This is a genomic window from Sphingomonas sp. S-NIH.Pt15_0812 (assembly GCF_003951315.1).
GTDB lineage: Bacteria > Pseudomonadota > Alphaproteobacteria > Sphingomonadales > Sphingomonadaceae > Sphingomonas.
The window spans coordinates 1-17294 of the sequence record NZ_QLJH01000045.1; the positions used below are offsets into that span (position 1 = coordinate 1).

The 17294-nt window shown below is 64.3% G+C and carries 16 protein-coding genes and 4 pseudogenes; 15 read left to right on the forward strand and 5 right to left on the reverse strand.

The genetic code is table 11. The features are described 5' to 3' along the window. Positions 1–269: hypothetical protein (locus BRX43_RS18210; protein WP_206433271.1), on the forward strand; the 269-nt coding region annotated here is incomplete at its 5' end. A 63-nt stretch (positions 270–332) separates the two neighbouring features. Here BRX43_RS18210 and BRX43_RS18215 read toward each other — a convergent pair. Continuing rightward, positions 333–1388, reverse strand: coding sequence for a LacI family DNA-binding transcriptional regulator (locus tag BRX43_RS18215; protein WP_125996506.1), 1056 nt, complete (start codon positions 1386–1388; stop codon positions 333–335). A 153-nt stretch (positions 1389–1541) separates the two neighbouring features. On the opposite strand from BRX43_RS18215, the gene BRX43_RS18220 reads away from it, so the two are divergent. The 4 genes from BRX43_RS18220 (at position 1542) to BRX43_RS18235 (ending at position 6032) form a co-directional block, all read left to right on the forward strand. Beyond that, entirely contained in the window at positions 1542–2504 is a 963-nt protein-coding gene (locus BRX43_RS18220) for a dihydrodipicolinate synthase family protein (RefSeq protein WP_125996507.1), read from the forward strand. A gap of 130 nt (positions 2505–2634) precedes the next feature. Next, positions 2635–4050, forward strand: coding sequence for an MFS transporter (locus BRX43_RS18225; RefSeq protein WP_125996508.1), 1416 nt, complete (start codon positions 2635–2637; stop codon positions 4048–4050). An 87-nt stretch (positions 4051–4137) separates the two neighbouring features. Next, positions 4138–5619, forward strand: a complete 1482-nt coding sequence (locus tag BRX43_RS18230; protein WP_125996509.1) for a carbohydrate porin — start codon at positions 4138–4140, stop codon at positions 5617–5619. Beyond that, positions 5616–6032 carry a MarR family transcriptional regulator gene (locus BRX43_RS18235; RefSeq protein WP_125996510.1) on the forward strand — a complete coding sequence of 139 codons (417 nt, stop codon included), beginning with the start codon at positions 5616–5618 and terminating at the stop codon, positions 6030–6032. The genes BRX43_RS18230 and BRX43_RS18235 overlap by 4 nt, the downstream gene beginning before the upstream one ends. A 415-nt stretch (positions 6033–6447) precedes the next feature. On the opposite strand, the pseudogene BRX43_RS21065 reads toward BRX43_RS18235, so the two are convergent. Further along, a pseudogene (locus BRX43_RS21065) lies at positions 6448–6648 on the reverse strand (integrase core domain-containing protein); the annotation flags it as partial. A 57-nt stretch (positions 6649–6705) separates the two neighbouring features. Here BRX43_RS21065 and BRX43_RS18245 point away from each other — a divergent pair. Continuing rightward, positions 6706–6918: pseudogene (locus BRX43_RS18245) on the forward strand (hypothetical protein); the annotation flags it as partial. A gap of 367 nt (positions 6919–7285) precedes the next feature. On the opposite strand, the gene BRX43_RS18255 reads toward BRX43_RS18245, so the two are convergent. Both BRX43_RS18255 and BRX43_RS18260 read right to left on the reverse strand, forming a co-directional pair. Continuing rightward, on the reverse strand, positions 7286–8725 hold the full coding sequence (locus tag BRX43_RS18255) for a sensor histidine kinase (protein WP_125996511.1): 1440 nt from the start codon (positions 8723–8725) through the stop codon (positions 7286–7288). Next, positions 8715–9380 (reverse strand): response regulator transcription factor, encoded by a 666-nt coding sequence (locus BRX43_RS18260; RefSeq protein WP_206433272.1) that lies wholly within the window; start codon positions 9378–9380, stop codon positions 8715–8717. Before BRX43_RS18260 ends, BRX43_RS18255 begins: the two co-directional genes overlap by 11 nt. 100 nt (positions 9381–9480) lie before the next feature. On the opposite strand from BRX43_RS18260, the gene BRX43_RS18265 reads away from it, so the two are divergent. The 7 genes from BRX43_RS18265 (at position 9481) to BRX43_RS18290 (ending at position 15680) form a co-directional block, all read left to right on the forward strand. Then, positions 9481–10560, forward strand: a complete 1080-nt coding sequence (locus BRX43_RS18265) for an ABC transporter substrate-binding protein (protein WP_125996512.1) — start codon at positions 9481–9483, stop codon at positions 10558–10560. Next, entirely contained in the window at positions 10557–12074 is a 1518-nt protein-coding gene (locus tag BRX43_RS18270; protein ID WP_125996513.1) for a porin, read from the forward strand. Before BRX43_RS18265 ends, BRX43_RS18270 begins: the two co-directional genes overlap by 4 nt. Before the next feature lie 33 nt (positions 12075–12107). After that, the gene (locus BRX43_RS18275) at positions 12108–13409 is read left to right on the forward strand and encodes a CitMHS family transporter (RefSeq protein WP_125996514.1); all 1302 of its coding nucleotides are present in this window, start codon (positions 12108–12110) and stop codon (positions 13407–13409) included. Positions 13410–13413: 4 nt separating this feature from the next. Further along, on the forward strand, positions 13414–14061 hold the full coding sequence (locus tag BRX43_RS18280; RefSeq protein ID WP_125996515.1) for a YjbE family putative metal transport protein: 648 nt from the start codon (positions 13414–13416) through the stop codon (positions 14059–14061). 35 nt (positions 14062–14096) lie between these two features. Further along, complete coding sequence (locus BRX43_RS18285) at positions 14097–14753, forward strand: alpha/beta fold hydrolase (protein WP_241215063.1); 657 nt, start codon at positions 14097–14099, stop codon at positions 14751–14753. A 237-nt stretch (positions 14754–14990) separates the two neighbouring features. After that, entirely contained in the window at positions 14991–15152 is a 162-nt protein-coding gene (locus tag BRX43_RS20430) for a hypothetical protein (RefSeq protein WP_164523671.1), read from the forward strand. 45 nt (positions 15153–15197) lie between these two features. Continuing rightward, positions 15198–15680, forward strand: coding sequence for a GAF domain-containing protein (locus BRX43_RS18290; RefSeq protein ID WP_125996516.1), 483 nt, complete (start codon positions 15198–15200; stop codon positions 15678–15680). Between the two features lie 18 nt (positions 15681–15698). Here BRX43_RS18290 and BRX43_RS18295 read toward each other — a convergent pair whose 3' ends face one another. After that, positions 15699–15881, reverse strand: coding sequence for a hypothetical protein (locus BRX43_RS18295; protein WP_125996517.1), 183 nt, complete (start codon positions 15879–15881; stop codon positions 15699–15701). Positions 15882–16781: 900 nt separating this feature from the next. Between BRX43_RS18295 and BRX43_RS21070 the strand changes: the two are divergent. Together BRX43_RS21070 and BRX43_RS18305 are read left to right on the forward strand one after the other, a co-directional pair. After that, positions 16782–16907: pseudogene (locus BRX43_RS21070) on the forward strand (IS630 family transposase); the annotation flags it as partial. A gap of 85 nt (positions 16908–16992) precedes the next feature. Next, a pseudogene (locus BRX43_RS18305) lies at positions 16993–17294 on the forward strand (transposase); the annotation flags it as partial.

Below are 17294 nucleotides of genomic sequence, written 5' to 3' on the forward strand. Positions count from 1 at the left end.
AGCCTTCTTCTGTCATGCTCGCGGCGAGCGGTTTCGGTCCAGCCCATATGATCCCCGTGGTCTTCGCAACCCTCGGTGAATCACAACTGGCTGAAATCGCTCAACCTAATTTCCGGTTGGGCTCTAAAGACGGTGCCGACGATCGTCCTTTCGGCATGTTCCGGTCACTGGCCTTGATCGGGGCGAACGGCAGCTACCGCGGGGACCAGACGTTCGCTGGAGTGAACGCGAACGGCAAAGTTTGGTGGGCACTGGCCGGAAGGTCATGAGACGAAGCCGACGTTTCGAACTGGGTCGCTAAACGGCGGTTTTTACACAATCGGACGCTGCGATTACCCATCCCGTGTGCCAATTCCAGTTGTTCGTTCATTCCGGGCATTGGCCATTGTAGAACGTCGCGGGATGAGGGTCGGCGCTGCCATCTGGATCGGCTCGCGTGGCCTACTGCGGCCCGAGATGAGCAGGTCGAGTGCGGTCAAGGCGATCTGGTCGAAGGGTACGCGAAGCGTCGTGAGCGGCGTCGGGAGGCAGCCCACGATCGGGATATCATTATATCCGACCAGCGATACGTCCTCGGGCACTCTCAAACCTAGATTGATCAGCGCTGACATGGCCCCAATGGCCGTATTGTCGTTGACGGCAAAGATCGCCGAGGGCGGTGAAGAAAGACGCATCAAGGTCAGGGCTGCATCGGTGCCCGCATCGATGCTGAACGTTGAATCGACGATGAGATCCGCGTCCCGGTCGATGCCCCGTTCGGCAAGGGCCTGAAGATACCCCTCCTGCCTCCCCTTCGCACTGGATGCATAGCCCGGTCCCGCGATGATCCCGATCCGCCGGTGACCCAGGTCGATGAGATGCCGGGCCGCCAGATAGCCGCCCAGACGGTCGTCGCCGATGGAGGACAGGCTCTTGCCGTCCGTCCTGAGCGCCAGCACGAACGGGACGCCGCGTTTGGCCAGAATGTCGGGCAGATCGTCATCGTCCCGCGCGGTGGCCAGGATCAGTCCATCCACGCCACGCTGCAAGAGCGACTCGGCGGCCCGTAGCTCACCTTCGACCTGCTCGTCGGTCGTCGCGACCAGCGCGATACGACCGGCCCGCGCGCAGGCCCGGGCGATCGCCTCGTACAGCATGGCCATGACCGTGTCGGTCAGCCTGGGCACGATGACGCCGATCGTCATCGTCTGCCCCCGGCGCAGGCTGGCCGCCGACACGTCGCGAACATAACCGAGCTGTTCGGCGATTTGGCGCACCTTGCGCGCGGTGTCGTTGTCGGACGACGGCAACCGTTCGTCGAGGATGCGCGATACCGTCGACTTGGACACCCCCGCCGCAGCCGCAACGTCGAGGATCGTCACCCTGCCCGATTTGACGTTGCTATCCATGGTCGCAATTCCCTGTCGGCGCAGCGGTCAAACCCGGCCGCCCGTGCGTAAAATGCCGCAATCGGCGGATTGACTCCAGCAAAATTTGGATCGATAACGGGAACGTTCCCGCCAACGTTCCAAAAAGGGCGGGTGAGAGCAGGAGAGAGAATTATGAGCCGTCATGATCCCGAGCCCCGCGTCGCATCGCGCCCCGCCCCCGAAAAGGTCATGGACCTGCGTGGCCTCAACCCCGCCCCCGTCACCGTCTTCACCAAGGACGGCCAGGTCGATTATGAGCAGAACGCCAAGCTTGCCCGCTGGCTCGTCTCGGTCGAGGGCGTGAAGAGCCTTGTCATCCTGGGCCATGCCGGTGAAGGCACCTTTCTGACCCAAGCCGAGCAGGTGAAGCTGATCGAATGTCTGGTCGATGCGGTCGATGTGCCGATCATTGCGGGCATCACCGGCGAAGGCACCGAGGTGGCCGCGCAAGAGGCACGTCGTGCCGCCGATGCCGGTGCGACCGGCGCCCTGGTCTATCCGAGCCATGGCTGGCTGCGCTTCGGCTATCAGTTCGGCGCGCCTCAGGATCGCTACAAGGCGATTTACGAAGCCTCGGGCCTGCAGTGCATCCTGTTTCAATATCCCGACGTCACCAAGGCGACCTACAATCTTCAGACCCAGCTGGAGATCGCGGCACAGCCGGGCGTCGTCGCGACCAAGAACGGCGTTCGCAACATGAAGCGTTGGGACACGGAGATCCCGGTCCTACGCAGCGAATTCCCGGACCTGCAGATTCTGACCTGCCACGACGAATATCTACTGCATACGATGTTCGACGTCGACGGTGCGCTGGTCGGTTATGGCAATGTGGCGCCCGAACTGCTCGTCCAGCTCATCGAAGCGGGCAAGGCCAAGGACTATGTCCGCGCTCGCCAGTTGCATGACCAGCTGCTGCCCGTCACCAAGAACATCTATCATCGCGGCAGTCATATGGAGGGCACCGTGGCCCTGAAGATCGCGCTGCGCGCACGCGGGATCATCGACAACGCCACGATCCGCTCGCCGCTGCTCGACCTGACGCCGGAGGCCGAGGCGGAGATCGAGGCCGCGCTGAAGGAGGCGGGCATCGTCTGATCCTCCATGGCCGGGGCCCTGCCACGCAGGGCCCCGGTCGACCACCGCCGGTCCCGTCCGGCTCATATCCCAACGACAACAGACGCGCCGGTGGCCTTGCCGCAAGAGCGTGCCAATGGGAGAGATTGCTATGAACGCATCCATTGCGTCGGTCGGCCGATTGGCCGACGATTATGCCATGGCGAAGAGCCAGGTCGATAGCGGAACCCTGATCGCGCGCCTTGAGCGCCTGCCCGTCACGCGGCCCGTGCTGTGGGCGCGCGGCTGCGTCGGGATGGCGACCTTCTTCGATGGCTATACCACGATCGCGCTCGCCTATGCGCTGCCGATCCTGGCCAAGGAATGGGGGCTGGCCCCTGCAACCACCGCAGCGATCATCTCGTCCGGGTATCTGGGCCAGTTGTTCGGGGCAATATTCTTCGGCTGGCTGGCCGAACGTATCGGGAGACTGCCGGTACTGGCAATCTGCATCGCTATCTTCGCGGCGATGAGCGCCGCCTGCATCTTTTCGTGGAGCGCCAGCTCGCTGATGCTGTTCCGCTTCCTGCAGGGGATCGGGACGGGCGGCGAGGTCCCGGTGGCCAGCGCCTATGTCAACGAACTGTCGGGCGCCAAGAAGCGGGGCCGCTTCTTCCTCCTTTACGAATTGCTGTTTCTCGTCGGCCTGACCGCGGCCGGGGGAATCGGATATTTCCTGGTGCCGTCGCTTGGCTGGCAGGCGATGTTCGTCGTCGGGATGGTGCCGGTTCTGCTCGTCATGCCGCTCCGATTCTTCCTGTCGGAAAGCCCCCGCTGGCTCATCACGCGTGGCCGCTTGACCGACGCCGACAAGGTCATCTCGAAGCTCGAGGCCAGCGCCCTCGAACATGGTCAGCCCCTGCCGGAACCACGCGTCGTTGTCCCGGCCGCTTCGACACCAAGCCATCAGGAAGGGTCGTGGCGTGAATTGTTCAGTCCGCTCTACGGCCCGCGCACGCTGCTCCTCTGGGCGATGTGGTTCGGCGCCTATATGATCAACAACGGGCTGCTGACTTGGCTGCCGACGCTCTACAAGACCGTCTTCAACATGCCGATCGATCAGGCGATCGGATACGGGTTCGCCATGACGGGCATCGCTTTGGTCGCCTCCTTCCTCTGCGCGATCACGATCGACAAGGTCGGTCGGCGCAACTGGTACACCGGGGCGCTGCTGTTCGCCGCTATTCCGCTGCTTGCGCTGTGGTGGCTGGGTGCCACAACCCCGGTCATGGTGTTCGCATTGGCGACACCCGCCTTCGCCGCGCTTCAGACGGTCACCTATTCGCTCTACCTCTATTCGGGCGAACTCTATCCAACCCGATTGCGCTCGCTTGGGGCGGGACTGGGATCGGCGTGGCTGCGCGCCGGGTCCATCACCGGTCCCTGGGTCATCGGCCTGATCATGACCAGCGGATCGGTCGCGCCGGTCTTCCTGACCTTCGCCGTGGTGGTGGCCCTGACCGGACTGGTCGTGCTGCGCTGGGCCCCCGAGACGACCGGGCGGGCGCTGGAAGAAGTCTCTCCGTAACGAGCGGCCGGAGCGCGGCACGGCCTGCGCTCCGGCCTGTCGATCGGCACTGACGCCGCGCTTGCGGCCCCCGTCTGGAGAGCATTCATGATCACCGACTTTCGTCGCGGGCCCGTGCTGGCCGGCGCGCTCCTCATCGCGTCGCCCGGCATGGCGCAAAGCGCGACCTCGACCGCAAGGGAGGCGGGTCCGCCAGCACCACAGGAACCACAAGCAGCGGCGAAGCCGAACGCCACGGCACCCGCGATCTTCCTCAACAATTATCCCAAGCCGCAGGTGCAGGGACCGCCGGGTAACGGCAAGCCGCTCCGAGGCCCCCTTTCCGAGCTCGGACGATCGCTCGCGGATCGCGGCATCTATCTGCGGCTGCTGGCTGTCGACGAGTTCGCGGGCAACGTCACCGGGGGACAGGGACGCGGGACGGCCAACTCCTATGCCCTGCCCTTCGGATTCGACCTGGATCTCGATCGTCTCGTCGGCTGGAAGGGCGCCGCCCTGCACTACAGCATGAACGTCTCGCAGGGGTCGTCGCTGTCGGTCGATCATACCGCCAATGCGATCGGCTTCCAGACCCGCTACAAGGCGGTCCAGAACCTGCGCCTCGCCGCGCTTGCGTTCGAACAGAATTTCTGGGGCGGCAAGGTCAATATTTCCGGCGGACGCGTCGCGCCGCTGACCTTTTTCAACCAGTCCAACATCTATTGCACCTTTCAGAGCAACTCGGTGTGCTTCAACCCGGCGGTCGTGCCGATCCAGGATCGCGCCCTCGGCTTCTTTCCCTACAACACCTGGGGTGGCCGGATCAAAGTCGCACCCACCAAATCCTTTTATGCGCAGGTCGGCGTCTTCGAGGCCAACGCGTCGCTGATCCCGACCAACGGCTTCGACTGGTCGACCGGGGGCTCGACAGGACACCAGACCGCCGTCGAGATCGGGCTGCAGTCCGGCGATCCGAAAGCCCGGCATCCCTATCACGTGCGGATCGGCGCCTATGGCAACACATCCGACGTCAGCGACCCCTATCTGAACACCCGTGGGTTGCCCCGGATCGGCCGGGGTGCAGCGGGCGGAACCGCGCTGATCCACGATGGTCAGGCGGGGGTCTATCTAATGGGCGACGTGGCCGCCGCGCATATGGGTGCCGATCCCAAGCGGCCGGTTACGCTGTTTGGCGGTGTCATTAGTGCGACCAACGATTACGTGCCGTTCAAAGCGCAGGCGCTGGCAGGCGTAATCGTCACCGGGCCCTTTTCCAGGCGTCCGGCCGATACCTTCGGTGTCGTCGGCAGCTATATCCGGCTCGGCGATCGCCAGCGCCAGTTTCTCCAGGCATCGAGGGCCTTGGCGGGTGGAACCGACCAGGTCTTTCTGGAAGAGGGCGTGTTCGAGATCAACTATGGCATCGCGGCCTACCGCGGCGTGCGGATCAGCCCGAACATCCAATATGTCGTCAGCCCGGACAATTTCGCGAAACCACGCGCAGTGAAGCGGTCAGGCAACATATTGGCGTTCGGCCTGCGTGTCTCGATCGATGGCGCCGCACTGTTGGGAATACCTGCGCAGCGATGACGGCGAACAAACGTTGCACCCCCGGCGACGCGCTCGCACCGATGAAGACGGGCCGAGGCCATCGCATTCGCCATGTCGCACAAGAAATTTCGTCCGGCCACGCCATGTTGGACATGCGCAATTCTTGCCTTCGCTTTCTGCGGTATCTCGACGAACTGGCTGGCCGAGAAGGACTTACATCGACACAGTGGATGATTTTGGACGTGCTGTGCAAAGCCGGCCCCTGTAGCGTCAGGACATTGTCAACACATCTGGCCCATGACGCCGGCGCGATGACCCGCGTCTTGGATTCGCTCGAGTCCAAAGAGCTGATCGAGCGACGACGATGCGTGGCCGACCGTCGCATTCTGTTCGTAACGATTTCTGCTTCAGGGAAGGTCGTCGTGGCTCGCCTTGCAACGGCCGTCGGTTAAGACTTAGAAGCCAGGCATTTTCTCAATTCGACCACGTCGAAGTGGATCGTCACAGGCAAGGTTGCATTTAGCATTTCCACCCTGACGCCGATTATTCGCCTCGTTACCCATTTCGTTTGGATGACCCAGAAGCGGTCAGCCAGTGGGCTCATTGCGGCTTTCGGTACCCGCTAGTCGTTCAGCTTTATCAGCGAGCGTTCGGTCGGTCAGATCTGGGACTTAGCGGTCGTTCCCCCACGACATGCCGAATGACCGGTTTCGTCAGGAGCCGACATTCGGCGTTTTAGCCCATCGCCCTGTCCTTTTCGCGGCAACTGAGCCGAAAGCAACTTGACCTCTCGGACATCGCACATTCGAGGGACATTGGTGTAATCCGACATGTCGTGTCGAGCACTTCGGCTTTTGCCGCGGCTGATCAGTAGTCCGCCTGACGTGCTCCCCATTTTCTTGCCGCGGATAAGTTAGCTTTGGTGTCCTCATGCCCGTGGCGAGGGCAGCTGGTGAACTCGGCGGGTGCCATGCCGCCGGGGCTGCTGTGCGGACGCACAGTGTTGTAGTCTGTCCGCCATGCCTCGATGATCCGTCTCGCAGCCAGCGAGGGGAACAGGGGCTCGTTGGAACTGTCAGGAATGTCGTGTGTGTGCGGGCATAGTGGGAAAGAAGGAAACCCGATATGTCCCGACGCAAAGAACCTGCGATACCGAACGAGCTGCTGGACCAGTTGCTGGCTGGCAGTGATGCCGGTTCGGCGCTGGCTCAGGGCGGCCTGCTGGATGCGCTGAAGAAGGCGCTGACCGAGCGCGCGCTGAATGCCGAGATGGATCATCACCTGGCCGGGGAAGACGGCGCGGGCAACAGCCGCAACGGCTCCGGTCGAAAGACCATCACCTTGTCAATGCCCAGATGTTCGGCAATGGCGGCACCTGCCTCGCGACCACCCGTCATCAAGTTCACAACGCTGGTAGGTAGTTCCGCCTCCCGTATCAGTTGACCATCCGGATCAAGACAAGTGGTGCACTCAGGGCTGATTTGAATACGACGGTGTTCCCGCAGGCGAGCGCGGGTACGATCTTCCATGCGGTGACGGGTGCCGGGCCATTCCATGGGATGATTGCCCCGACACCCACAGCCCCTCGCAATCCGGGCTGCCCGCAATGCGTCCCGAAAAGCCTTATTCATTCATATGCTTGATTGTAGCCTAGGCGCGTAGGTTCCCGGCTGACTTTTGAAGTCGGATGGAAAACGATAGTTGCTCAAAAGAGCGGACCCGCAGATCCGTCTGATTTGGCGAGACCAGCTGTCGCTATTGCGGCTGCAGGTTCGAAGCCTAGGGTGATACGCAGTCCGGGTCGGGTACTGACAATATGTAGCGACGCATTAAGTCGCGACGCCGCAGAGCGGACGATGGCGAGGCCGAGACCGCTTCCCTCGCTGTCGCGTGCGCTGGAAAGACGGGTGAAGCGTTCGCCCAGACAGACAAGCTCGGCATCGGGCAGACCAGGCCCGTCATCAGCAACCACGATCTTGGCTCCCCTCCCTTCCTCGCACGAAATGGTCAGGACCACCTGGCCACCGCGACGATTATAGCGGATCGCATTGTCGAGCAGATTGGAGAGGATTTCGAATAGCAACGTACGGTGGCTGGCAATGACGATGTCAGCGGGCGCATCGAGATGGATCTCCACCCCCGCCTCGATCGCCTGCGCGATGCGGCGGTTGATGACGGCGACGGCGACCTCCCGCAGGTCGACCCGCTCGCGCGGGGGGGCGCGGCCCGCTTCCTCGGCCCGCGCCAGCGCCAGCAGTTGCGTCACCAGATGTTCCAGCCGGTCGGCGGCATCGGCGATCTCCCCCAGTGCGGTCGGGCTGCCCCGCCGGGCCAGCGCCACCTGCACCTTCAGCACCGCCAGCGGCGTACGCATCTGGTGCGAGGCATCGGCGGTGAAGCGCCGCATCCCGGCGGTCGCGCTGTCCAGCCGGGCGAGCAGATGGTCGAACGCATCGGCCAGCGGACGAAGCTCGACCGGCAGCGGTCCGGTATCGAGCGGCGACAGGTCTGGCGTAGCGCGCGTGTCCCGCGCCGCCACCGCGCCGCGCAGGCCCGCCAGCGGCCGGAGGCTCCAGGCCAGCGCCGGGCGGATCAGGAATAGGGCGACGCCCACCAGCAGCAGCTCGCCAAGCACCAGCGCGATCATCAACCGTCGCTGCAGCGCGCGCCGGCCGTCCAACGTCTCGGCCACCTGCACGATCACGGGTGCGTCGATCCGGGGCAGCGCGCGGCGCACCTCGGCGATGCGGATGTCCTGGTCGCGGTAGCGGGCGTAGCGGAAGCGCGATGTGTCGGGCGCCAGTTCAGTGATCGCGGGCGCAGGCAGGTCGGCATAGCCGGTCAGCAGCCGCTGCCCCACCGCGATCCGGTAATAGACATTGTCGCGCTCGCTATTTTCCAGCATCCCGAACGCCGCGGCCGGAAGATCGAGCGTCACCTCGCCGCGTTCCACCTGCACCGTCTCGGCCACCGCGCCCAGCGCCCCCCCCAGCACCCGGTCGTTGGTGCGGCGGACCACGTCAGCGATCAGCGTCGCCCCTGCCAGCCCTAGCAGCACCGCGATCCCCAGCATCGGCGCCAGCATCGCCGCCAGCAGCCGGGTGCGCAGCGCCAGCGCACTGCCGCGCGCGTCCTTATTGGGCATCGAGCATGTAGCCGACGCCGCGCACCGTACGGATCGTCGGGCCATCGGGGGCCAGCTTGCCGCGCAGCCGGGTGATGTTCACCTCGAGCGCATTGGGGCCGACCGGCTCGTCATAGCCGAACACCTCGGATTGCAGCGTCTCGCGCGGCACGATCTGCCCAGCCCTGGCGGCTAGCGCGTCGAGCACTGCCCATTCGCGGCGACGCAGGTCAAGCGTCCGCTCGCCGATCTGTGCCGTGCCCCGCGACCGGTCGAGGACCAGGGCCCCGAGGACCAGCTCGGGGGTAGGATCGCCGCCGCGCCGGCGTCCGAGCGCCCGGATGCGTGCCTCCAGTTCTGCCGGTGCGAAGGGCTTACGCAGGTAATCGTCCGCTCCCAGATCGAGCCCCCGCACCCGGTCGTCGAGTGCATCGCGCGCCGTTAGCATCAGCACCGGCACCCGGTTGCCCTGCCGCCGCAGGGTCTGGAGGACGGCGAAGCCGTCGATGTCGGGCAATCCCACATCGAGCACGACCAACGCATAGGCCTCCCCCGCCACGACCATCAGCGCGTCCTCGCCGGTTGCGACATGATCGACCGCATGGCCCGCCGCGCGCAGCAAGGCGATGATCCCGCGGGCCAGCGCCGCATCATCTTCGACGATCAGAATCCGCATCGCGCGGCACGTCCGTGAAAGGTGGATGACAGCTTGCCCGGATAATCCATGTCATTGAGCTTACCCGAACTCAGAGGCGGGAAGCGAGAGGACCTGAACGATGCGAACACTTATTCTTTCGATGGTGATGCTGGGCGCGCTCGCGTCGGCACACATCGATGCGCAACGCCCGGCCAGTTACCCCCGCTCCTATGACGCGCTGGTCGCCGAAGCGCGCGGCGAGCGCCTGGTGCGTGTCTACGGCAATGCCGACACCGTCGCGATGCGGCCGCTGATTGCCGCCTTCCGCCGCGCATATCCTGGCGTCGCGGTGCGCTATGACGATTTGCAATCGTCCACGATCTACGACCGCGTCGTCGCCGAGGCGCGCGCGCATACGGCCGGCGCCGACCTGGTCTGGTCCTCGGCCATGGACCTCCAGGCCAAGCTCATTAACGACGGCTATGCGCAAAGCTATCTCAGCCCTGAAAAGCCGGCGCTGCCGAGCACGGCGGTGTGGAAGAATATGGGGTACGGCGTCACCGCCGAGCCGGTCGCCTTCGTCTTCAACCGCCGCCTGATCCCCGCCGCGCAAGTGCCGCGCACGCACGAGGCGTTAGAGCGGCTGCTGCGATCCCGGCGCGGCGCCCTGACCGGCAAGGTCGCGACCTATGATCCTGCGCAGTCCAACGTTGGCTATCTCTATCTGACCGAGGACTTCGCGATTACCCGCGACACCCGCTCGCTGGTGCAGGCCATTGCGGCGACCCGACCAATGCTGTCGCGCACGACCGAGCCGATGCTGGACGCGGTATCCGCAGGGCGGATCGCGATCGCCTATAACGTCGTCGGCCCCTACGCCCTGACCCGGGCGATGCGCGACCCGCGCCTGCACGTGATCTTCCCACGCGACTATACGATTATCGCCTCGCGCGTCGCGTTCGTTGCCCGCGATGCCCGGCACCCGGCTGCGGCGCGGCTGTTACTCGACTTCCTGCTGTCTCGCACCGGGCAGACGTTGCTCGCCAAGCAGTGGCTGTTGCCGGTGCGCGCCGATGTCCGCGCGCCCCGCCTGTCGCCCGAACAGCAGCGCCCGATCCGCGTCGGACCGCAGCTGCTCGTCAATCTCGACACGATCAAGCGCCGCCGCTTCCTGGCCGACTGGCGCGCCACCCTTGCCCAAGAGGTTCCCAAACGATGATCCCGATCCGGACCGCCACTGCGCTGGCCGCCTTGCTGGCCGCCACCCCCGCCCTCGCCCAGACGCCCAGCAGCGAAGATCTAGCCGCCCTCGTCCGCCAGCAGGCTGCTGAAATCGCGACCCTGCGCGCTCGGCTCGATCGGCTGGAGGGCGTCGCGAGCGCATCCCCCGCCGCCGCCGCACCCACACCCGCCGACGCCCCCAGTCTGTCCGGCACACCCATGCCGACGCCGCCTGCGGCGCAGGTTGTTCAAGGCGATCTGGCATCCCGCGGCACCGTCACCCGTCCCTTCGCGCCGCAACTTGTACCCCCCGGTCCCGCCGAGCGCGACGTGACCCAGGCGCGACAGGCCAATGCGGCGGGCGTGACGACCGAATGGGGCGCCGGCCTGCCCGTCTTCCACTCGGCCGACGGCATCTACACCTTTAAGCCGCGCGGCCGCATCCTGACCGATGTCAGCTCGACCTTCGGATCGCGCTACAACGGACGCAACATCACCACCACCGGCATGCGCGCGCTGCGCCTCGGCCTGGAAGGCGGGGTCGGCACCCACTTCTTCTATCAGTTCGAATCCGACTTTTCGGAGAACGAGGTCGATATCGTCACCGCCTTTATCGGCTGGCGCAATCGCATCCGGCCGGGCCTGGATTACGACGTGCGCGCCGGGCATCTGTTCAACGATCGTGGGTTCGAAGGATCGACAGGATCGGACTCAACTCCGTTCATGGAGCGGACCGCCGTCTCCACCGCGATCATCCCGCAGCGCGGCTTCTATGGCGTCGGCATCATGCCGCGTCTATTCTGGAAGACGGGCCATGCCTCGCTGACCGTCACCGGTGACCGGATCGACGGCAACCAGGCGACCAACGACAGCCGCACCGTGCTGGGTCGCGCGCACTGGAACCCGGTCAAGGGCGATCGTTCGGTGCTGCATGTCGGCCTGTGGGGGTTTGATGAGGCGCTATCCTCCGCTGCGACCACGCTGACCCGCAACACGGTGATCGGCGGCCGCTTCAACGGCGCGCTGCGCGTCTCGACCGGCACGCTGCTGGGCGGGCGAAGCACCACCGGCTATGGCGCGGAGCTTGGCGGCTATGTCGGCCCGGTCTGGGTGATGGCGGAGGCGGGCGAGCGCCGCGCGCGGCTGACCGGCGACCGTCCCGACTTCCTCAGCAAGGCGTGGAGCCTGTCGGGTGGCTGGTTCCTCACCGGCGACCTGCCGCCATACAACCCGCGGCTCGGGAGCTTTGGCCAGCCGCGCGTGCTGAAGCCGATCTTCGAGGGCGGGCCGGGCGCAATCGAGCTGACCGCGCGCTATGAAAATCTTGATTACACCAGCCTGTTGACGGGCGGGCGCGGCTGGGCCGCTACGGCGGGCATCAACTGGTATCTCAACAGCTTCACCCGACTCCAGTTCAACTGGGTGCATTGGGACACCGACAATCGCGCCGGCACCTTCACCGGCCCCGACAGCGGCGAAACCGTCGGCACCCGCCTCGCCGTCACCTTCTAAATGCCTTTTTCTCCTTTCTCGGAGCATCTCCCGATGGACCTTGCCCTGCTTGGCTTCCTGATGGTCGCCACCTTCATGACGCTCATCATGACGAAGCGGATGACCCCGCTCGTCGCGCTGATCGTCGTGCCGACTGCCTTCGCGCTGCTCGCCGGCTTCGCCTCCGGCCTGGGCGACATGATGATCGATGGCATCAAGAACCTCGCGCCGACCGGCGTGATGCTGCTGTTCGCCATCCTGTTCTTCTCGATCATGACCGATACCGGGCTGTTCGACCCACTGGTCAACCGGCTGCTGCGCGTAGTGCATGGCGACCCGCTGGCGATCCTGATCGGCACGGTGGTGCTGTGCGCGCTGGTCAGCCTGGATGGCGACGGATCGACGACCTACATCATCACCATCGCCGCGCTGCTGCCGCTCTATAAGCGCTATGACATGAACCGGCTGTATCTGTGCTGCCTGCTCATGAGCACCAGCGGAATCATGAACCTGACGCCCTGGGGCGGGCCGACCGCCCGCGCCGCCAGCGCGCTGAAGCTCGATCCCGCCACCTTGTTCCTGCCGCTGATCCCCGGCATGATCGCGGGCCTCGCCTTCCTGATCGGTCTAGCGATCTGGTTCGGCCGCAAGGAGCGCCGCCGCATCGGCCATGTGAAGTCGAACGAGCCGACCGCCTTCACCGGCATGGCCGTATCGCAGTTCCCTGAGGCGCGCCGTCCGCACCTGCGCTGGTTCAACGCCGCGCTCACCCTCACGCTGATCGCCGGGCTCGTCTCGGGCATCCTGCCGCTGTCGGTGCTGATGATGCTGGCCTTCGCAGTGGCGATGATCGTCAACTATCCGCAGGTCGCCGAGCAGAAAGAGCGGATCGCCGCCCATGCCGGCAACGTCCTGTCGGTCGTGTCGCTGATCTTCGCGGCGGGCATCTTCACCGGCATCCTGTCGGGCACCGGCATGGTTGAGGCGATGAGCAAGGAAGTCGTCGGCTTCATCCCCCCGGTGCTGGGGCCGTATATGGCGCCGATCACCGCGCTGCTCAGCTTGCCCTTCACCTTCTTCATATCCAACGACGCTTTCTATTTCGGGATGTTGCCGATCCTGGCCGAGGCGGGCGCTCACTACGGCGTGTCGCCGATGGCGATCGCCCGCGCCTCGCTGATGGGCCAGCCGGTCCACCTGCTCAGCCCGCTGGTGCCCTCGACCTATCTGCTGGTCAGCCTGGCGGGGATCGACCTGGCCGATCACCAGCGCTTCACGCTGGTGCCCGCGACGGTGGTGTGCGTGGTCATGACGCTGGTCGGGATGGCCGTCCTCGCCTTCCCGCTGGTGGGCTGATCCGATGGAAACGCTCTGGCAGCATATCGTCGCCGATTTCTCCGCGCTCGGCTCGCCCGCCGCGCTCGCCACCTTTGTCCAGGTCGTGATGATCGATGTTCTGCTGGCCGCCGACAATGCCATCGTCGTCGGCGCGCTGGCGGCAGGGCTGCCCCCGGCGATGCGGCGCAAGGTAATCCTGGTCGGGGTCATCGCCGCTTTGATCCTACGCATCGGCTTTGCGCTGATTGTGACGCAGCTGCTCCAGATCGTCGGGCTGGTGCTGGCGGGCGGATTGCTGCTGGCCTGGGTCGCGTGGAAGATGGGACGCGAGCTGCGCGCCGGGGGAGAGGGAGACGATCCGCTCGCCGAGCAGGCCCCGCGCCGCTTCTGGGCCGCCGCCTGGGCCGTCGCGGTCGCCGACATCTCGATGAGCCTCGACAATGTTCTGGCGGTGGCAGGCGCGGCGCGCGACCATCCGGGCATCCTGGCAATCGGCCTGATTTTATCGGTCGCGTTGATGGGGCTTGCCGCCAATGTCTTGGCCCGTGTCATCGAACGCTATCGCTGGCTCGCCTATGTCGGCCTGCTCGTCATCCTGTGGGTTGCGGGCAAGATGATCTGGGAAGGGCTGACCGATCCGACGCGTGGGCTCCTGACCCTGTTCGCCTGACGCATCCGCTCACCTCACTTTCCGGAGACATGGCCATGATCCGCAACGCGCCGCCCCTCGTCTTACTGCCCGCCATGGGGTGCGACGGACAGCTCTGGGCCCGACAGATAGTCGACCTCAGCGAGATCACTCATCCTATGCTAGGGGACCTTACTGTCGACGATACGCTTGAGGCGATGGCGGCGCGCGTGCTGGCGCATGCACCGCCGCGCTTCGCGGTCGCGGGGGTAAGCCTGGGCGGATATGTCGCGCTGGAAGTCATCCGCCAAGCCCCCGAGCGGGTGCAGCGGGTGGCGCTGTTCGGCACCCGCGCGTCGATGCAGATGCGCCCGCGCACCGTCGCCGAGCAGGGACTGCTCGCCACCGCACCCCATGCCGATCCGACACTGACCCCAATCGTTAGCGGCCCGGTTCAAACGATGGCTGAGCGCGTTGGTGGAGCCGTCTTCGAGCGCCAGCAGCGCGCCATGCTCACCCGGCCAGATATCAGCTCCGCTATCGGCGCAGTGTGCGTGCCGACGCTGGTCGCGGTAGGGGATCGCGACCGCATCTGCCTGCCCGATGACGCCCGGGCACTTGCTCTGCGAATTACGGGTGCGCGCTTCCACGAAATTCGCAATTGTGGGCATCTTTCCCCGCTCGAGCGTCCCGGCGAAGTCACCGAGCTTTTGCGGGACTGGGTGCAAAGCTGAAAAAGGATGGGAATGGGCAACGTACGCCCTGCGGCCCTGCCTGCGATGCCGTACAGCTAAACCAATTGAGATTGAGACCCATAATCGGCCACTCAGGACGGCTTTCCTGGTTCCCCACTCCTGCCTTTCATTCATCTGCGTCGACTCTTCGCGTCAGAGGCGACGAGCCACTAGCCTGTTAACCCTTTGTTAACACTTTTACGTCAGCCTCACTGTCATAGCAGTTGGTGGTCGATGATGAGCAGCGCTGATGAACTGATGAACGAAATCCGGGTGGCAATGCGCGTGGCGGGCATGACGGAGAACGCAGCCACTGCTCAGATCATCCGCTCCTACTTAGCGGAGCTGGAGGATCGATTGCGCTGCTGCAAGGGAGGCGTGACGAAGTTCGTCTTCTGAAATCTAGATGCCGGTTTTGGCTATGTTCCTGAAGATTGTGACCCCATGCGCCCACCCTGGCCGACCAATGAAATAGCGCGACAACAGGCTCTTGACGCCTCAGGCCTCACGCAACGTCCGCCGTCCAGCGAGTTCCAGCGGATCGCAGAGCAAGCAGCGCTTCTTGCCGCTACGCCGATCGCAGCCGTTTCGTTCGTGGATCGCAACCGTCAATGGCTGGCGGCCCGGGTGGGCATCAGGGACAGCGAAGGACCAAGATCAGAATCCTTCTGCGCCTTTGCGATCATGCGCCCGGGTGAGCCGCTGATCGTGACCGATGCGACGCAAGACCCACGATTTGTTGATAATCCAGCGGTGCTTGGTGCGCCTTATGTCCGCTTCTATGCCGGCATTCCCCTGGTGGACGCGGCAGGCTTCGCACTTGGCGCCTTATGCGTCGCGGACACCTCGCCGCGCTTGCAGACCTTTGACGTGTACGACCTCAGCCACCTGGCAAGGCAGGCAGAACGCCTCATGTCGCAACGATAGGATGGCGACGGGAGCGACCTACCATGCGCGGGGTATGCCGCCCACCCGCTTCGCTGCGGCCGCCTCGACGTCATTCAAATCCGCCTGGGTCATCACGCCAGCGGCAAGCATCTTACGCATCAACTCGTCAACCAGCGCCGACAGGAAGTGAACCTCCGCTCGTTCCGACCCGGCATCTTCCCCATCAGCATTCACAATCATCGCGGCATTTCCTCGCAGTTTTACTAGGCCCAAGGTAGATCATCCCAATTTTTCGAGATCACGTTAGATTTACATGATTGTCAAATCACTCATATAACGAGCTTAATGCTCGACGAAATCTCCCTCCGGCAGGTTAGTAACAGCCGCACCACTAAATTGCGCCTGGCTATCCCGGCAGCTTCGGCGTGAAACAATAGCACCGTTCCGTAGAACATCGACCCCGGCTGTAAAGCTTGGTGCATTACGCCCCGCGAAGCCGGTTCGGATCGTGCGCTCGTACACCACGTAAGTCCAGGCTCCGTTTTGGAGGACTGCCTGCAACTCTCCCCCACCTGAATAGCCGGTTCGTGCGAGGTGGCCTCTGGTCATATGAAGCTTCACGCGGCCATGAGCGGACGCTCGATACATCAGATTCGGCCCCGAGCGCCTGACAGAGATCAGGTCACCGCCGATGCGACAACGAAAGGCTATCTGGTCGGATGCGAGGGCGTGGGACGCCAGGAAAGCGACAACGAGTATGGGCATGGTCAATTAGCTTTGCCTATTACGCTGGATGCCCAGACCGTTATGATTTTTCTTGGTCTGACACACCCGACTTAACGGGCGCAGCTCTACAAGCCAGCCCGATCAATCATCAAGGCGATCTCACCCGACAGGCCTACCGCGTCTTTAGGTACAAAGCGATTGAGCACCGTTTGCACACGCTTGCGAGCTACTTGATAGGCCGTGTGACGGATCGTACGCGTCGCGTTGGTCCGCCATGATCGGCTCTCGCCAAGCAGCGCCTCCCACTGGCTTTTTCTGCCTCTAGACCGGTTTCCGGTCCTTCTGAATCATTGAGGATTCCCACAGGCGCGGTTTTCTGATTCAGGCTTCTTGTCGGATTGGAGGCCGGCACGGATGCCGCGAGTGCTGTCACAGGACCTTCGGGAGCGGGTGGTCGCCGCGACTGATGGCGGGATGTCGTGCCGAGCTGCGGCAGCACGGTTCGGGGTGAGTGCGGCAAGCGCGATCCGCTGGCGGCAGTTGGTCGTTCGGCACGGTAGGCTGAGCTGCCCCCCTCTGAGTGGTCCATCGACTATGACAGTCTGGACCAAGGAAGGGACGACGAATGCCTGCCAAGAAGCACAAGCCCGAGGAAATCATCGGGAAGCTGCGCGAGGTTGAGATCATGCTGGGTCAGGGCGGCACGACCGCCGAGGCCTGCCGGCGGATCGCCGTCAGCGAGCAGACTTACTATCGGTGGCGCAAGGAATATGGCGGCCTGAAGACGGATCAGGCGCGTTGGATGAAGGATCTGGAGAAGGAGAACGCCCGGCTGCGTCGTGCGATCTCGGATCTGACGCTCGACAAGCTGATCCTGCAGGAGGCAGCAAAGGGAAACTTCTGAGCCCCGCACGGCGCCGACGCTGC

Bases quoted from the DNA above. Each gene is read 5' to 3' on its own strand.
- BRX43_RS18215 (WP_125996506.1), bottom strand. From the start codon at position 1,388: ATGGATAGCAACGTCAAATCGGGCAGGGTGACGATCCTCGACGTTGCG.
- BRX43_RS18220 (WP_125996507.1), top strand. From the start codon at position 1,542: ATGAGCCGTCATGATCCCGAGCCCCGCGTCGCATCGCGCCCCGCCCCC.
- BRX43_RS18225 (WP_125996508.1), top strand. From the start codon at position 2,635: ATGAACGCATCCATTGCGTCGGTCGGCCGATTGGCCGACGATTATGCC.
- BRX43_RS18230 (WP_125996509.1), top strand. From the start codon at position 4,138: ATGATCACCGACTTTCGTCGCGGGCCCGTGCTGGCCGGCGCGCTCCTC.
- BRX43_RS18235 (WP_125996510.1), top strand. From the start codon at position 5,616: ATGACGGCGAACAAACGTTGCACCCCCGGCGACGCGCTCGCACCGATG.
- BRX43_RS18255 (WP_125996511.1), bottom strand. From the start codon at position 8,725: ATGCCCAATAAGGACGCGCGCGGCAGTGCGCTGGCGCTGCGCACCCGG.
- BRX43_RS18260 (WP_206433272.1), bottom strand. From the start codon at position 9,380: ATGCGGATTCTGATCGTCGAAGATGATGCGGCGCTGGCCCGCGGGATC.
- BRX43_RS18265 (WP_125996512.1), top strand. From the start codon at position 9,481: ATGCGAACACTTATTCTTTCGATGGTGATGCTGGGCGCGCTCGCGTCG.
- BRX43_RS18270 (WP_125996513.1), top strand. From the start codon at position 10,557: ATGATCCCGATCCGGACCGCCACTGCGCTGGCCGCCTTGCTGGCCGCC.
- BRX43_RS18275 (WP_125996514.1), top strand. From the start codon at position 12,108: ATGGACCTTGCCCTGCTTGGCTTCCTGATGGTCGCCACCTTCATGACG.
- BRX43_RS18280 (WP_125996515.1), top strand. From the start codon at position 13,414: ATGGAAACGCTCTGGCAGCATATCGTCGCCGATTTCTCCGCGCTCGGC.
- BRX43_RS18285 (WP_241215063.1), top strand. From the start codon at position 14,097: ATGATCCGCAACGCGCCGCCCCTCGTCTTACTGCCCGCCATGGGGTGC.
- BRX43_RS20430 (WP_164523671.1), top strand. From the start codon at position 14,991: ATGAGCAGCGCTGATGAACTGATGAACGAAATCCGGGTGGCAATGCGC.
- BRX43_RS18290 (WP_125996516.1), top strand. From the start codon at position 15,198: ATGCGCCCACCCTGGCCGACCAATGAAATAGCGCGACAACAGGCTCTT.
- BRX43_RS18295 (WP_125996517.1), bottom strand. From the start codon at position 15,881: ATGATTGTGAATGCTGATGGGGAAGATGCCGGGTCGGAACGAGCGGAG.